The sequence below is a fragment of the Pedobacter aquatilis genome (assembly GCF_030409415.1).
In the GTDB taxonomy this organism is placed as follows: domain Bacteria; phylum Bacteroidota; class Bacteroidia; order Sphingobacteriales; family Sphingobacteriaceae; genus Pedobacter; species Pedobacter aquatilis.
In genome coordinates, this window is the sequence record NZ_JAUFPW010000029.1 from 119,301 (window position 1) to 134,978 (window position 15,678).

Genomic DNA, 15,678 nt, shown 5'->3' on the forward strand with positions numbered 1-15,678 from the left:
TTTTATCTTCGTTATAATTGAAACAAGACTATGTAGCAAAACCAACTACATAGTCTTGTTTGTTTTTTATAGGCTTTATAACAAAATTAATTGAGCAATGACAGAGGTAACGTATTACACACAAGAAGGTTTAGATAAGTTAAAAGAGGAAGTTCATTATCTAACTACTACGGGCCGTCAGCTAATATCAAAAGCAATTGCTGAGGCTAGAGATAAAGGTGATTTATCTGAGAATGCAGAATATGATGCAGCTAAGGAAGCGCAAGGCTTACACGAAGCAAAAATATCAAAACTAAAAAATACCTTGGCTAATGCCCGCCTTATTGATGAGTCTAAATTAGATTTGTCAAAAGTTTTGGCCTTATCTATCGTTAAAATAAAAAACGTAAAAAACGGTGCAACAATGACTTATCAGTTGGTTGCAGAGAGTGAAGCGGATTTAAAAACCGGAAAAATCTCGGTTAAATCTCCAATTGCACAAGGCTTGCTTGGTAAATCTGTTGGCGAGTTTGCCGAAATAGAAGTGCCGGCTGGTAAAATGCAATTCGAAGTATTAGAAATCTCTAGATAAACAAAAGCAACATTTATGGGTTATAAGTTGTGAGATTGTTCCATTAACTTATAACTCATAACCACAACCAAATTATGACCATCTTTTCAAAAATCATTTCAGGAGAAATTAGTGCACATGTTGTTGCAGAAACAGTTGATTATTTAGCTTTTCTAGATATTCAGCCATTAACAGCAGGCCATGTTTTGGTAATTCCTAAAATTGAAACGGATTACATTTTTGATATGGATGAAGATTTGTATGTTGGCATGTGGATGTTCGCAAAAATCGTTGCCAAAGGTGTAAAGGAAGCCTTTCCTTGTAAAAAAGTTGGCGTATCCGTTATCGGTTTAGAAGTTCCACACGCACATATTCATTTAATCCCGATGAATAATGTTAGTGATATGAACTTTAGTAAAGAAAAACTTAAGCCAACTGATGAAGAGCTTGCCGATGCTGCTCAAAAAATTAGAGAAGCTTTACTTCAAGTATAAAAAACTACTTTTTTAAAAATTTGCTCTGTTCTGGCAATGGTACAAAGTCTGTTTCGCCCGGAACAGGCCTATAACTTTGATTTATCCATTTCGTTTTAGCTTCTTCTATTAACTGTTTATCAGTCGCTACAAAATTCCAGTACATAAAGCGTTCTTCAGGAAAAGGTTCTCCACCAAAAATATAAACGGTTGTATTTTCGTTCATTGTAAATTCGCAAAGCGATGCATCGTTAGCAATTAAAATGTTTTTTGGCTCGAAAACATTGCCTTCACTTTCCACAGAGCCTTGTAAAATATAAAGCGCACTTTCTCCAAATAAATCATTTCCAATATTTACCTTTTGTCTTGATAAACTTTTTATCTCAATAAAATATAGAGGGCTGTAAACGGGAACCGGCGATTTATATCCAAAGGCTTCTCCGGCAATCAATTTAAATCGTAAATCTCCTTGTTCCCAATGGGGAATATCTTGCTCTTCAACGTGAAAAAACTCGGGTTCCATTTGCTCAAGTGCCTTTGGTAATGCTACCCAAATTTGTAGACCGTGGAGCATTTTATCCGTATTTCTTAAATGCTCTGGTGTTCTCTCAGAATGAACTATTCCACTTCCCGATGTCATCCAGTTCACTTGCCCAGGTTTAATTACAACATTACTGCCTAAGCTATCGCGATGCGTAATTTCTCCTTCAAATAAAAAGGTTAGTGTAGATAAACCAATGTGTGGATGTGGCGGAACATCCAGATTCTCCTGGTCACTCATCGCCGCTGGCCCCATGTGGTCGATAAAGGAAAATGGCCCAACCATTCTTTTTTCGCGAAATGGAAGCAATCTGCCAACCATAAAGTTGCCAATGTTTGCCGGGCGTTCTTCAATTATCAATTTAATGTTCGACATGGGATAGGTTTTTTACGATGTGAATTTAGTTAAAACATACAATATCCAAAACAAAAAAAGACATCCCTAAGGATGCCTTCTCCACTTTGAAAGGAAAAATTATACCAATTCAGCTAAAGCTTCTTTGCTGAAACCTTTAAGCTCTTTAGTTTTGTTGTTTTTAATTTTCTCAACCCAATTCGCATCAGCTAATAACGGGCGACCAACCGCAACTAAGTCAAAATCGCCCCTGTCCATTCTGCGTACCAATTCATCAAGCGAACTTGGCTGCGAACTTTGTCCGGCAAAAGCACCAAAGAAATCGCCATCCAAACCAACGGAGCCAACTGTAATTGTGGTTTTTCCGGTTAATTTTTTAGCCCAACCAGCGAAGTTTAAATCGGAACCTTCAAACTCAGGCTCCCAGAAACGGCGTTGTGAACAATGGAAAATATCAATTCCGGCTTCAGCAAGTGGCGCTAGCCATTGCTCCATTTCATTTTCATTTTTAGCAAGTTTGAAATCGTAAGCAGATGGTTTAAATTGAGATAAGCGAATAATTAATGCGAAATCTTCTCCAACTCTTTTACGAATTTCCTTAATTACTTCAACACCAAAACGAGTGCGTTCTGCCAGGGTTTTACCACCGTAAATATCAGTGCGGTTGTTTGTAGCATCCCAGAAAAACTGGTCAATTAAATACTGGTGTGCGCCATGAATTTCAACGGTGTCAAAACCTAAAGCTTTTGCATCAGCAGCGGCCTGTCCAAATGCAGCAATTGTATCGGCTATAGCAGCATCTGTCATTGCAACACCGTTTTCAAAACCCGGGCTATTAAAACTCGATGGTCCTTCAAATGGTGTACTTGGCAACCAGCCAGAAGCGTGGTTTGCATGAATGCCTTGATGCCAAATTTGTGGTCCCATTTGTCCGCCGTTTGAATGAACATCACTAATTACTTTTTGCCAACCAGCTAAAGCAATATCTCCATAAAAATGTGGAATATTAGGGTCGGCAGAAGATGATGGGCGGTTAATAACTGTGCCTTCTGATAGAATTAAACCAACTTCTCCAGCTGCTCTTTTTGCATAGTAAGAAGCAACGTCTGCTGTTGGAATACCATCTGGCGAGAAGGATCTCGTCATTGGTGCCATTACAATCCTATTTTTAATATTTAAAGTTTTAAGGCTAAACGGCCTGAATAAACTATCTGTATTCATGATATTTTAATTTTTAAAGTTCTGTATTAATGATTTTTGCTAGTTCATCAAAACCTTCTTTATTTCGCTTGTAATAAGTCCATTGGCCAATTCGGGTTGCGCAAACCAAATCTGCTCTTTGCAAAATGGATAAATATTCGGAAATCGTACTTTGAGATAAACCGGCTTTATTTTGAATCTGACCAACACAAACGCCAATGTTTTCTAAATCTGCATGGGGTTGTTCGTTAAAATGTTTAGCAGGCTCTTTTAACCAGTTTAAAATTTGTAAACGGGTTTTATTAGAAAGGGCCTTAAATATTTCTACTTGATCCATAATGCAAATGTATATCGGTTTTTCCCGATATATCTATATTATTATTTAAGATTACAAATTGATTAGATTGGGTTGTTTTTAGAATGACAAATATTGCCAGTGAAGAAATTCTATCTTCTTATTTGAGGAGAGGGGTAGATTTAAATAAAAAAAACGGGGATAAATCATACCGACCTATCCCCGTCATCTAAATTAACGCTCTCAGATATATAAACAACAAAACTATCTGTTTATTGTCTTCTAAGTAAAATATTTATTTTTTAGTAGTCGTTTTTTTAGCAGCAACCTTAGTTGTTTTAGCTTCGGCAGACTTCGCCTCTCTAACTGTTGCTACTTTTTTCTTTGGTTCTGCCTTGATCTTTTCAGCGACTGGCTTCTCCGTAACCTTTTTTGTTTTTTCAACCACCGGTAATTTCTCAATTATTTCAGCAACTTTTGGTTCATCTTTTTGCTGTAAATATGTTGCTAAAATTTGTTTTAAATAAACTTCAGGTTTCGGCATATTTATAATTGTACCTGGTTCTTTATCTTGAGATTGTTTGATATAAGCCGACTTAATTTTGCCCCAATCTTTAGAATAAAGCTTGATAAACATTTCTACAAATTGCTCATCAGTATATTTTTTAGTTAGCCTACCAAGCACCGCCTGTATCTTTTCTTCTTTTTTGTGTAATACCGCCATCGATTTTATTTTTACAAAGATAACCTAAAATTATCATTATAAATCAATAGCGCTCAATAACGATAATTGTTGTTAGCCAGGAATTATTTTTTCCATTTTTTCTTCATTTTTTTATAGGCTTTCTTGCCTACTTTCGATTTCTTTTTTGAGCGAGAAATGCCCTTCTTTTTTCTGGCGTTTATATTATTTACTAGTGAATTTTTAACACCCAGCTTATTTTTTTTCTTAGAACCCTTGCTTTTTTTTGCATTCTTGTTTTTTTTCTTTTTCTCTTTTTTATTTGCCATAATCTTTCAATTTTTCCATTTTAGAACAAATTTCTTGCTGGGAAAGTTTGTATATTTTTTCTCCTATTTTATGCATTCACAAACGTCCTAATGATTATATTCGCAAAAAAAAAATGATAGCACACCACGTATTATTCTGGCTTAAAACTAACACCACGGTCGAGCAAAAAGATGCCTTTAAAAATGGCTTACAAACGTTAAAAAATATTGAGGTTGTTAAAACCTTCCATATCGGTACTCCTGCTTCGATAGAGCGGGCTGTAGTTGATACTACTTACACGTTCAGTTTAGTCTTATTTTTTGAAGACCTTGCAGCCCACGATGTTTATCAGGTTCATTCAATTCATAAAGCATTCTTAGATGAAGTTAGAGAATTGTTTGAAAAGGTAATTATTTATGATGCCGCATAACGTTATATAGCGCTTTTTTAAGGCGCTTTACGGTTTTCAATTCTTTATACAAATGCTGTCGATCCAAAGCAGCATCACGTAATATGCGTTCGCGTTACGCTCTCTATAGATTGTCACTTGCCACTTGCTTATAGTGGCTTCAATCAATTATGACTTTAAATATTACTGATTAGGTTTCATTCGTAAAGCTATAATTTTCAACGAGTTTACTTAATTAATTTGAGGTAATTTTCTCTGCATAATTTTTTAAAAAAATTCTTTTTTTGAGTATTTCGATAGATTTTTGAGAAAATTTTTCTACGCTTTTCGCCTGATTTTCCCCAGTCTCAATGAATTATTATAGGATTTTAAAATCGAAATTCAACATTTTTAGAAGCAATAGTAATTTCGCAAACAGCTACGTTGAGTTGCAAAATAAATGTTAACTTTCAGAACAATGCCAGGTGGAACATTTAAAAGCAAAAAGAGCAAATATTCACGATTTACGTAATCTGATAGCGGCATAGTATCCGCTTCAACATTAATGCAGATGTATGGAAAGCGTTCTGAAAGTGATAAGAATTATTATTTCTCATAGAAGAATCTGGGGAAAGTGCGTCTATTTGGTTAGTACAATTCTAAATTGTGAAACTGGGCTTCGGCTTGCTAAAGAACAAAGTGATTTATATTCAATTTTAGATGCCTGCACTTACGGTTGAAGGATTTGGTATTAAAATAATAAGTCAATTGGAATTCCCTTCTTCGTTGCCTTATCTTTAAAGGCATTCTGTAAATAATATTATAATCGTAAAAGCATCCATTTGGATGCTTTTACGATTATACCTTTCTCGGAGGAAGATCGAAGGCTATGGCTTCATGTTCGAAATGACCATTGTGGGCACCATCACAGAATGGTTTGTTTTTTGATAATCCGCATCTGCATATAGAAAGTACAGTTCTACCTTGTAGGCCGTATTGATTACCACTTCTATCAACGATTTCAAAATCGCCTTCTATTTTCACAGAACCGTTATTGTTTATTGTAAGTTTTGTTTTAGACATATTATGTTTTGTAAGTTGTAAAGCTAAAACATTACAGGTTGTAGTTTAGAATTTGATTTTAATTTAGAAACAGTCTGTTTCTTTACAGGAGTTTAATTCTATTTATTATTGCTTGATAATAATGTTGCACCGGCTTTAAAGCCAGGATTAGGTTTTTGAATAATAAAATCATTAAATCTCAGTTTTGGGCTCCCTTCTGTTATTAAAGTATGAGTGCCTGACTTGCCACGAATGGTGAGGAATGATTGGTCTGAAACAAGGGTGTACAAGTCTTGTGTATTTATGTCCAAATCAACAGTTGCATTTCTCTCAACAAAAACTTGTAGTAGCTTAAAATTCAGTCTGCTATCACTCATAATTACACAATTATCCTTTGCCTCAATTCTATATACATTATCAACATATAAAATCAGTTTTGCTTTTAAAAAAGAATTTGTTCCAGAAATGCTGAGCTTTTTGCCTTCTAATATTACGTTTACACGGCCTTCGTTATTTTCATCATACAGTATACCAACCTGTGGCCTCGGAATTAATAAAACATCAACATTTCCACTCACAACAATTCTGTTAAAGTCTTTAATTTTATTACCTCCAATAGATTGATGCTGTGCCTTGCTGTCTTTCTGAATCGTTGTAGTAAGAATTATTATAATAACCAGGGTTTTTAATTTTAAAAGTGTTTTCATTTTGGTTTGTTTAATTGTATTTATGTTTTTCTGTGTTAAGATTATACTTAACAACTATACAATTGCGAACCACATGCCAAACGATTATTATTTATTTAACTATTTGTAAAACATTGACTTATAATTTTTAAGAATGTTCGTTTTCGAACACTCAATGTGCAAGATTGAACATTTAGAGTTTTATTTTTTATTGATGTTTAAAAGCAATACGGTTATGCTAACGCAGCTAAAAACCCTCAATAATTTATAGTTTATTGAGGGTTTAATCGGATGATCATTTCAGCCTATTTAATGTTATCGATGAATTCAAATCCGCCCATACCAATTGGTGCACCTGGAGGCATTACCTGTGCAGGTGATGGCTGAAATTTAGCTGGTGATTCTTCAAATTCCTTTATTTGTGAAAGCCCATATAGCAAATTTGCTTTTTGTTTTTGTTGAGCATTGATAAGCTTGTCACTCATCCAGTTTTTTAATTCAGTAATTTCTAATAAGGCTTCTCCGCGAACACTTTCGGCAGCACGGGTATTCGCAGCCAACTGAAGTAAGTATTTTAAAGTAAGATTATTAACCATAATCTGTAATTGCCCTTTATAGCCTACTACAGGTTCTGCTTTCCATGTTTTTGCAATCAGTTTTTCAACCACTGCTATTAAACCCGGTTGCTCTGAATCTCTTGAATTATATTCTACCAGGCGTGAAGCACGTTCAGGATTTAATAACGAAGATATAGTTTCATTTGCTGCAGCTTCTGCTGTGGCAATTGGATCAAATGTTGGGCCTGTGTAGCCGCTAAAAGTTTCTGCCGATGCAGGATAACCTGATGGACGCGGCGGAATTTTCTGAATCAGGCTTTCTGGTAATGCCAAAGCATCCGGGCTAATTGTGGACATTAAAGCATCGAATGCACTCCATTGATGCGCCGGATCAACCATTTTTGTTGGTTTTTGTCCATCGTTTTTAATGGCATGTGTAAAGTAAAGTCCGCCGATGGATTTTGCTACCGCTTCAATTTCGTAGCGATGCAACAGATAAATCGGAACCAAAACTTCCTCTAAGGTAGACATTGGTGCATCCTTAACAATTGCTTTTTCAGAGAAACTATCCAAAACTTTTCTTCTAATTTTCATCAGGCGATTAAGCTCTGCTATAGGATTTTCTCCATCTTCCCATTGATTAGCTGCAGGGTGAGTATATCCACCAATATCCGGGATATACTGGAAGCCTTGCTTTAACGTTTCGTTCATAATTTTATCCAACTCGGCGTTTTCATCTGCTCCTTTCGGAAAATCACTATAGCCCCATATAATTGCTCGTTTATCCCAACTGCCAATCCCTTTTGCATAAGCGTCTGATAAATCAATGCTACCATCTGATTTTTGTTTAATTCTTGGAAATGGATAATCCATTACTGAAGCCCTCTCTTTCGGACTGGCTGCAAAATTATGATTCAAGCCTAATGTATGTCCAATTTCATGTGCAGATAACTGTCTGATTCTGGCCAAAGCCATCTCTTCCATTTGCTTGCTAACTGGTTTTCCATCCGTGTAAGGTTGCAGCAAACCCTCGGCAATTAAATAATCTTGGCGGTGACGGTCAGAGCCTAAAGTAACAACGCCTTTAATAATTTCTCCTGTACGTGGATCGCTGTAGGATGAACCATAAGAGAACGCCCTCGGACTTCCAGCTCTGGTTATCCAATTAACAACGTTATACCGAATATCCATCGGGTCTGCACCTTCTGGTAATTCTTTAACTTGGAAAGCATTTTTAAAGCCTGCCGCTTCAAAAGCTTCGTTCCAAAATGCGCCACCTTCTATTAAAGCCTTTTTGATCGGAGCCGGTGCACCTCTGTCAATGTAATAAACAATAGGTTTTACAGCTTCGCTAACTTTCGCGTTTGGGTCTTTTTTTTCTAAACGGTGCCTTCTTGTAAAGCGCTTTACCAACGATTCGTTCATTGGAGCAGAAAAATCAGTATAACTAAATAATTGATAGCTTGAACGTGGGTCGAATTTGCGCTGATTAAAACCTGCTTCTGGTAATTCTACAAAAGATTGATGCATCCTAACTGTAACGGCATTGGCATCCGGAGCAATATTGCCTCTGCCACTTGGTGCGCCACCAGTTAAGGTTATCATAGCTTCAAATTCCGTATTTTTGGGGAAGTTACGGGTGTTGGGTAAGTAAACGGCCGAACGGCTTTCATCTATTCTATATGTACCACCACCAGTAGCTGCACCCCTTCCCCCTGCACCACCAGAAGAGGCCGGTGCGCCAATAATACCACCAATGTTTTGGCTATCTCGGATAATAAAAGGTGTTAAATCAATTAATACTTTATCACCCTCAGTAGCTACAGGAGCAAAACCCCATATTACTGATTTTGCAAAAGAACCTTCAATAGTCTTAATTTCATCAGGATTGTTATTACCCGCCCGGTAAGCAAGATTAGGCTCTAACAGAAATACCTTCGGACCGACCCTTATAAAACGGGCAACATTCGTTGATGCACCTCCACGTTCTGCATTTCTACCAGCGCCATCAGTTAAAGAATTAAAGTAGAGAAAGTCTTTGTCAAATTGATTAATCTCCAATAACAGTTTGCCAGTCTTTTCATCATAATAAAAATTAAAATACCCTTCCTGTTTTTTAAAGTCTTTCGTAAACGAGGCAATATTAGTAGCTGGGGCAGTTAACTGTTGCTTTGTATTGCCAGGATTGTTTTGTGCCATTACGGCGGTTAGTGAATATACAGATGCAATTAAGGCTAGAAAGTAAAATTTTCTGGTCATAAAATAAAAAAAAATGATTTGGTTTAAAAGATTGGTTGGAGGTGGTTGCTAAATATGCTGCAGTGCCAAACAAATATAATTTAAAGTACGATTAAGCATTCATTTGCTAAGTAACTTTTTAATTGCGCTTACGAATATTATACTTTAAGATAAAAACCTATAGTACAGGTGTTTTTGAGTTTTTATATGATCTCTTTGCCATCGCTAGGCCTAACTGAAAAAGATGAAATTGCGTCCTTTCTATGATTTTGTTTTTGAGTTTTGCTATGTATTTTATTTACTATGACATCAATGTTTGGTTAAATTACAATTTTAAGTTTTTGATTTGCAGCAGGTTTAATGTGGGCTTAATATTTATTTAAAATAAATTTTGCACAAATGGTTATAATCTCTATATTTGCACCTCCTTAAACAGGAGCGATTCCGTAGCTCAGCTGGTAGAGCATTACACTTTTAATGTAGTGGTCCTGGGTTCGAATCCCAGCGGGATCACGAAAAGCCTTTAACGAAAGTTGAAGGCTTTTTTGTTTTGTTAGCTCCCAATATCCTATTTCGAGGGAATAATATAATCAGATTCTACTATGTATTTAAATTGCACCTCTAATTAATCATTATAGGATTTGCAAACGCATTAATTATATTACTATATTGTTCTTCAGCTTAATATGTAGAAACTTTGCCTTAATTCAAAGGAAGTATAACTATTATGACGAACAAAAAATGAATCTTATATACTTTTTTTGATTACCTCTTTCCTGTGTTTATTTAACAATGCGAGAGGACAAGTTATAGACAATAAGGTAATTGGCAATCTTCTTACTAAGAATGTTGCAACAGGTAGAAAAGTAGATCCAAAAAAAATCTTCATTTTCTCAATCTTCTTATCCGTAAATAACCAAGGTAAGATTGACTCTGTTTTTTTCTCAAAAATTCGTGAACCTTGGATATTGGAAAATGAAATCAGAACCAAGCCAATTTTGTCTTATTTTTTAAAGAAAGAACCATTTACCTTTAAACAACACAAGAATTCAATAATTATTTTTCCTGTATTACTACGTGATTATGAAGAGATTCAGGCCACTTATCTATCTGAACTTGCGCTTGATTTTTCATCTTTGTTTGATGTCGGAGATACCTTTAGAAAACGACAGGTTATTATAAGTAAACCGTATACCGTCCGTTACACTATAGATTATTAAACTTCTAATAGGGTTTCTTTAAATTCAAAACAAGAAACTAATTTGCAAATGTCTGCTTCACTATCTAATCATCACCTTCTTACCCGTTTTTGCTGAAGCTTTAGCAGCCTCTAAAATCTTTACTACAATTAAATTATTTTCTAAAGAAGATAAATCATTAAGTGGCTTAATTTCATTTTTTAATACAGCTGCCAAATAACCTAAACTACTGGCATAAGTAGGGCTCAAAGGTTTAGCTCTATATACCTTATAATCGGCTTTGCCGTTTTCCTTTAATCTTAAATTATTTTCATTAACGGCCTGGATGTAGCCTTTATCCCCAAATACTTCCATGTCTTTAATACTAAAAGGCCAGTTCCACGAAGCCTCGATTATTCCTGTAGCGTTGGCATATTCGAGCAGAATTGTAGCATCATCATCAACATCAGGATAGGTTTGCGGTTTAATTTGATGTGTAATTGCTGAAACTGATATTGGGGCTTTACCATCCATCAGCCAAGTCATGAGATTTGCTCCATAACAACCAAAATCTACTAATGCACCGGCACCATTCTTTTTAGGATCGGTTAACCAACTTAAAAACTCCTTACTTACGCCAATCTCTTTTGGGCCCTGGTGACCATCGTGAACAATTATTTTCCTAACATCACCGAGTAAATTTTGTGTTTTAATATTCAAAAAAGCTTCCTGATTACTTGGATACCAAGTTGTTTCGTAGTTGGTTAGTAAATGAATATTGTGTTGTTTTGCCAATTGCGCCATTCTTTCGGCATGTTTAACCGATATGGCCAAGGGCTTTTCTACCATAACAGAAATGCCCAGGGGGGCAGCAGCTTCTACTACAGCTAAGTGATCGCTAATTGCATTATAAGCCAATACCGCATCAGGTTTCCTTTTTTGTAAAAGAGAAGGCAAATCATTGTAAAATATGCTATCTGCAAGCTGATAACGCTTTTTAAATCGCTGCACCAACTCTGGATTACTTTCTGCAATGCCAATAATGTTAACTTCTCCTTTTTTATAGCTGTTCATAATCAGGTAAATGTGATCATGATTTAATCCGGCCACTGCAACATTAAGCTTAGTTTGTGCCATAGCTATTGAAGCTATTGAGATAATGATGAGTAGGGTAAATACAAATTTTAATGTATATCGATGGCTCATAGTTAAACGATTTAGACTGCTTGGATAATTAATTTTCAATGTAGAAATTTAATTTTAAGGATTTTTCAAATGTGTAAAAATATTACAATTTAAGTTTATAATCTCCAGGCTAAATAGCAGCAGTTTTAGCGCCAAAAAACTCTTCTTTTCTAAAAAAACTTTATTATAACTTTTGTTAGAATTTGAATAAAAGCTGAAAGTTTACCCCTAAAATTGATTAAATTTATTTAACTAAATATATATTATGAGCCAGGAAAAAAAACATTCAATTTTAAATCATCCATATTTTAAATTAATAATTTTCGTAATTTTTCTAATTACCTCTATTCAGGCAATCGCTCAGAAAGAACTAAGTCCAAAACAAATCTATCCAGGATTATTTGAAAAGGTTCAGCTGGAAAAAATTTACCCTGATGGAAAGTCTTTTGTAGATGCAATTCCTAAAATGAAACCTGCTGAAATTGTGGTCGCTTATCGAAAGCAAAAGGACTTAAAGTCGTTTGATTTAAAGAAGTTTGTTAATGAACACTTTTATTTACCTGTAAATCACAATGCTATTTATCAATCAAATATTAGTGCTGGTATCGAAAAACATTTAGATACATTGTGGACGGTTCTAAAAAGAAATCCGGATACGGTTTCTAAATTCCAAACCTCCTTACTTCCGTTGCCAAAGCCTTACATAGTGCCAGGTGGTCGCTTCAGAGAAATTTATTACTGGGATTCTTACTTCACCATGTTGGGCTTGCAAAAGGCAGGTAAAATTCAAACCATGAAGGATATGATTGATAATTTCGCCTATTTGATAAACAAATATGGTTTTATCCCAAATGGAAACAGAAGTTACTACTTAACCCGTTCTCAACCACCATTTTTTGCAGCAATGGTACAATTATTAACTGAAAATAATAGCGATGTTAAGTTAAGCGATTATAAAGATGTACTGGAGAAAGAATACAATTTTTGGATGAAGGGTGCTGCAGAATTAAAAAGGGGAGAAGCGATTAATCATTCGGTTAAATTAGCGGATGGAACTGTTTTAAATCGCTATTATGATGCGGGCGACCAACCCAGAGAAGAATCGTACCGCGAAGATTTTGAAGCAGCGAAATTAACTAAACAGCAACCGGCAGTTTTTTTACGTAACGTACGTTCTGCAGCAGAATCTGGTTGGGATTTCAGCAGCCGTTGGTTTGCAGATGGAAAGAGCTTTAGCAAAATTATTACAACTGATTTATTGCCTGTTGACCTAAATACACTAATATATAATCTGGAAATTGCAATATCGGAAGCAAATAAGCAATCTGGAAATCACTCAAAATCACTTTTGTTTAGCGCAAGAGCGCAAACGCGTAAAATGGCAATTTTAAAATATTTTTGGAACGCAAGGCTGAATTTCTTTACCGATTACAATTGGAAAAGTAAATCGTTATCAAACCAGTTAACCTTGGCAGCATCTTTTCCACTTTACTTTAAATTGGCAACACCAGCTCAGGCAAAATCTGTTTCAGAGCGAATTGAAAATAATTTTTTAAAAACAGGCGGGTTAATTACCACATTAACGCCAACAAAGGAGCAATGGGATTCGCCAAATGCATGGGCACCGTTGCAGTACATCAGTATTCAAGGTTTACATAATTATGGTTTTGATAATTTGGCAGATAAAATCACTACACGGTGGATAAATCAAAATATAGCTGTTTTTAAAGAAACAGGAAAGTTAATGGAAAAGTACAATGTGATAGAAACTAAAGGCGAGGGTGGTGGAGGTGAATATCCGCTGCAAGATGGTTTTGGCTGGACGAATGGTGTACTTTTAAAACTAATGAAGAAGTAGTTATTCTATCAAATCTTTAAATTTAATGGCTTGCAAATCGTTGATGAATTGCAAGCAATTAAATTATATTAATTCTTATTTATAACCGAAAAGGTTTTCTTATCTACACCTACACCTGTAATTTTTATTGATTTCCATTTTGATGGTAAAACCGATGGAATTTGAATAATTCCTTTATTTGTAATATCCAAACCTCCAAAACCCATAAGCACGCTTTGTAAAACACCACCTGCTCCAGTTGCAAAATAAGGATTGGTGCCACCTTTAGTTTCTGCAATAACCCTAAATGGCGGGTTTAAGTTGGGTTGGTAAGCTTCATTAAAATATTTATAGGCTTTCGCACCATTATCCGTTCTTGCATAAAGTAAAGCAAAAATAGCATGCGTCATGGCTGGTGTACCTTCATCAGGAACCCGGGTTTCGTAATAGGCTAAATCCTTTAAGATTTGATTTTTATCTGTGATGGTTTTTAGCGGATATGCAAGCAAATTAACATCACCCTGTTTTATGCCTTCACCTTTATAAGTTGCATGTTCTTTAGTTACGCCATCTGGAAATTTCAAAATTGGAATATTATTTTCTACCAAAGTCCAATCTTTATTTTGCGGCAAGCCTAAAACGGCTGCGGCCAGATTTGCATTCTTTAGGTTTAATTTGGCTGCCGCATTTGTGAATGCGTTGTTATCTACGTTTTCAGCCCACTCATCAGCCGCAACAACATTTTTTATATCAAATTGATTTGGACCATTTCTTTCCACTCGACTTGCCCAAAATTCGGCGGTTTGAGATAGAATTGGCCAGCCTTTTTCTTTAAGCCAAACTTTATCTTGAGTTACGCAATAATAATTCCAGGCGGCTAATGCTACATCTGCCGAAATATGATGCTCAAAAGGTCCGCTTAAAGCCCATACAGGTGTTTCTTCAACACCAGAATCTGCACTTTCCCAAGGATACATTGCGCCTTTAAAACCATGCGAAAAAGCATTTTTTCTTGCAGGCTCTAGTCGTTCAAATCTATATTCGATTAAAGATTTTGCAATTTCGGGATGCAAAACCAGCAAAGCTGGAAACATCCAGATGTCTGTATCCCAGAAAACATGACCATTATACCCTAAACCTGATAATCCCATTGGAGAAAGAGAATATGAAGTTCCTGCACGGGAAAATGAGGTTAGGTGATATAACATGCTGTGTACATCTTGTTGCGCTTGCAGATCGCCTTCTATCAGAATATCAGATTTCCAAAGTTCATCCCAAGCCGAATTGTGAAATTTTACTAACCTATCATGCCCTTCTAATTTGGCAAAAATTGTCATGCGTTCGGCTTCATTTAGTGGGTCGGCGTGTTGTGCAGAACTTATTGTACTTCCAACAACCGAATATGTATAGCTTTCACCAGCTTTTAAGGTTTTATTAAACTTCATTAAATGGCTATTATTATCCCACATTTCGTGGATAATTTTAGGCTCGCTACCATGCTGTTCATTAAACAAAAAACTGTTTGAGGCACATAGTTGTAATTTGCCTGTAGGGCTTTTTGCTGTTGATGTTAATAAGCTTAAGGTAACATGCGGTCTATCAATTTCATTGTAATAATTCTCTACATCACGAAGTGCATCTGGTGTTTCCATAATGCTTGCTGCGGATAATTTTAAATCTTCCTTAGCGGTTATGGTTACATCCATTAGAACCGAAAAAGGCAATTGCCTTAAAGCGTAATAGGTGTATTTAATGCTTGCTTTGCTGCCGTAATTAAGTTGCGTTGTAAAAGAAGCATGTTGCATATCGAGTTCTTGCTGCAAATCTTGGGTGTTTTGGCCATCAAGCCTTTTTCCATCAATTTCAATATACATGTTAAGTAAATTGAATCCGTTTAAGAAGTTACTTACGCGTCCACGACCATAGGTATCATATGCACCTGCTAAAACAACATTTTTTACCTTGAAAGGCTGTGGAGCAGAAACTATGCCTATAATTCCGTTTGCAACAGTAACACCATAGTAATTATTGGGATCGATTTTATCTGCTTTGATTTTCCAGGGATGTTGAGCTTTTAAGGTTAAGCTAAAAAAAAGCGGCATTAATAACAGTAGCGTGAATTTTCTCATAATTGGATTACACT

Annotated in this window: 15 protein-coding genes and 1 tRNA gene; 6 read left to right on the forward strand and 10 right to left on the reverse strand. The window is 35.7% G+C overall.

What is annotated here, in order from left to right:
• Positions 1-97 precede the first annotated feature (97 nt).
• Together greA and QWY86_RS12440 are read left to right on the forward strand one after the other, a co-directional pair.
• Positions 98-571, forward strand: coding sequence for a transcription elongation factor GreA (greA, locus tag QWY86_RS12435; protein WP_047798983.1), 474 nt, complete (start codon positions 98-100; stop codon positions 569-571).
• Positions 572-645: 74 nt separating this feature from the next.
• On the forward strand, positions 646-1,044 hold the full coding sequence (locus QWY86_RS12440) for an HIT family protein (protein ID WP_435406636.1): 399 nt from the start codon (positions 646-648) through the stop codon (positions 1,042-1,044).
• 4 nt (positions 1,045-1,048) lie between these two features.
• Here QWY86_RS12440 and QWY86_RS12445 read toward each other — a convergent pair whose 3' ends face one another.
• The 5 genes from QWY86_RS12445 to QWY86_RS12465 form a co-directional block, all read right to left on the reverse strand.
• The gene (locus tag QWY86_RS12445) at positions 1,049-1,939 is read right to left on the reverse strand and encodes a pirin family protein (protein ID WP_290242607.1); all 891 of its coding nucleotides are present in this window, start codon (positions 1,937-1,939) and stop codon (positions 1,049-1,051) included.
• Between the two features lie 99 nt (positions 1,940-2,038).
• Positions 2,039-3,139: an NADH:flavin oxidoreductase gene (locus QWY86_RS12450; RefSeq protein ID WP_290242609.1), complete on the reverse strand. Its 1,101-nt coding sequence runs from the start codon at positions 3,137-3,139 to the stop codon at positions 2,039-2,041.
• 13 nt (positions 3,140-3,152) lie between these two features.
• On the reverse strand, positions 3,153-3,455 hold the full coding sequence (locus QWY86_RS12455; RefSeq protein ID WP_290242612.1) for an ArsR/SmtB family transcription factor: 303 nt from the start codon (positions 3,453-3,455) through the stop codon (positions 3,153-3,155).
• 253 nt (positions 3,456-3,708) lie between these two features.
• Positions 3,709-4,137: a hypothetical protein gene (locus QWY86_RS12460; RefSeq protein WP_290242614.1), complete on the reverse strand. Its 429-nt coding sequence runs from the start codon at positions 4,135-4,137 to the stop codon at positions 3,709-3,711.
• 83 nt (positions 4,138-4,220) lie between these two features.
• Entirely contained in the window at positions 4,221-4,424 is a 204-nt protein-coding gene (locus tag QWY86_RS12465; protein WP_290242616.1) for a hypothetical protein, read from the reverse strand.
• Between the two features lie 113 nt (positions 4,425-4,537).
• Here QWY86_RS12465 and QWY86_RS12470 point away from each other — a divergent pair, with 113 nt between their 5' ends.
• Positions 4,538-4,834 (forward strand): Dabb family protein, encoded by a 297-nt coding sequence (locus QWY86_RS12470; protein WP_290242618.1) that lies wholly within the window; start codon positions 4,538-4,540, stop codon positions 4,832-4,834.
• 816 nt (positions 4,835-5,650) lie between these two features.
• Here QWY86_RS12470 and QWY86_RS12475 read toward each other — a convergent pair.
• The 3 genes from QWY86_RS12475 to QWY86_RS12485 form a co-directional block, all read right to left on the reverse strand.
• Positions 5,651-5,875, reverse strand: a complete 225-nt coding sequence (locus QWY86_RS12475) for a CDGSH iron-sulfur domain-containing protein (protein WP_290242621.1) — start codon at positions 5,873-5,875, stop codon at positions 5,651-5,653.
• A gap of 98 nt (positions 5,876-5,973) precedes the next feature.
• On the reverse strand, positions 5,974-6,561 hold the full coding sequence (locus QWY86_RS12480) for a GIN domain-containing protein (protein WP_290242623.1): 588 nt from the start codon (positions 6,559-6,561) through the stop codon (positions 5,974-5,976).
• A gap of 284 nt (positions 6,562-6,845) precedes the next feature.
• Positions 6,846-9,356 carry a zinc-dependent metalloprotease gene (locus QWY86_RS12485; protein ID WP_290242625.1) on the reverse strand — a complete coding sequence of 837 codons (2,511 nt, stop codon included), beginning with the start codon at positions 9,354-9,356 and terminating at the stop codon, positions 6,846-6,848.
• A gap of 419 nt (positions 9,357-9,775) precedes the next feature.
• Between QWY86_RS12485 and QWY86_RS12490 the strand changes: the two genes are divergently transcribed.
• Both QWY86_RS12490 and QWY86_RS12495 read left to right on the forward strand, forming a co-directional pair.
• Positions 9,776-9,848: transfer RNA gene (locus QWY86_RS12490), tRNA-Lys, on the forward strand.
• Between the two features lie 248 nt (positions 9,849-10,096).
• A complete protein-coding gene (locus QWY86_RS12495; protein WP_290242627.1) occupies positions 10,097-10,555 on the forward strand; it encodes a hypothetical protein in 459 nt (152 codons plus the stop codon).
• 60 nt (positions 10,556-10,615) lie between these two features.
• On the opposite strand, the gene QWY86_RS12500 is transcribed toward QWY86_RS12495, so the two are convergent.
• Complete coding sequence (locus QWY86_RS12500; RefSeq protein WP_290242629.1) at positions 10,616-11,719, reverse strand: Gfo/Idh/MocA family protein; 1,104 nt, start codon at positions 11,717-11,719, stop codon at positions 10,616-10,618.
• Between the two features lie 244 nt (positions 11,720-11,963).
• On the opposite strand from QWY86_RS12500, the gene treF reads away from it, so the two are divergent.
• On the forward strand, positions 11,964-13,556 hold the full coding sequence (gene treF, locus QWY86_RS12505) for an alpha,alpha-trehalase TreF (RefSeq protein WP_290242631.1): 1,593 nt from the start codon (positions 11,964-11,966) through the stop codon (positions 13,554-13,556).
• Positions 13,557-13,624: 68 nt separating this feature from the next.
• Here the strand turns inward: treF and QWY86_RS12510 are convergent, their stop codons facing one another.
• On the reverse strand, positions 13,625-15,664 hold the full coding sequence (locus tag QWY86_RS12510) for a kojibiose hydrolase (RefSeq protein WP_290242633.1): 2,040 nt from the start codon (positions 15,662-15,664) through the stop codon (positions 13,625-13,627).
• Positions 15,665-15,678 lie beyond the last annotated feature (14 nt).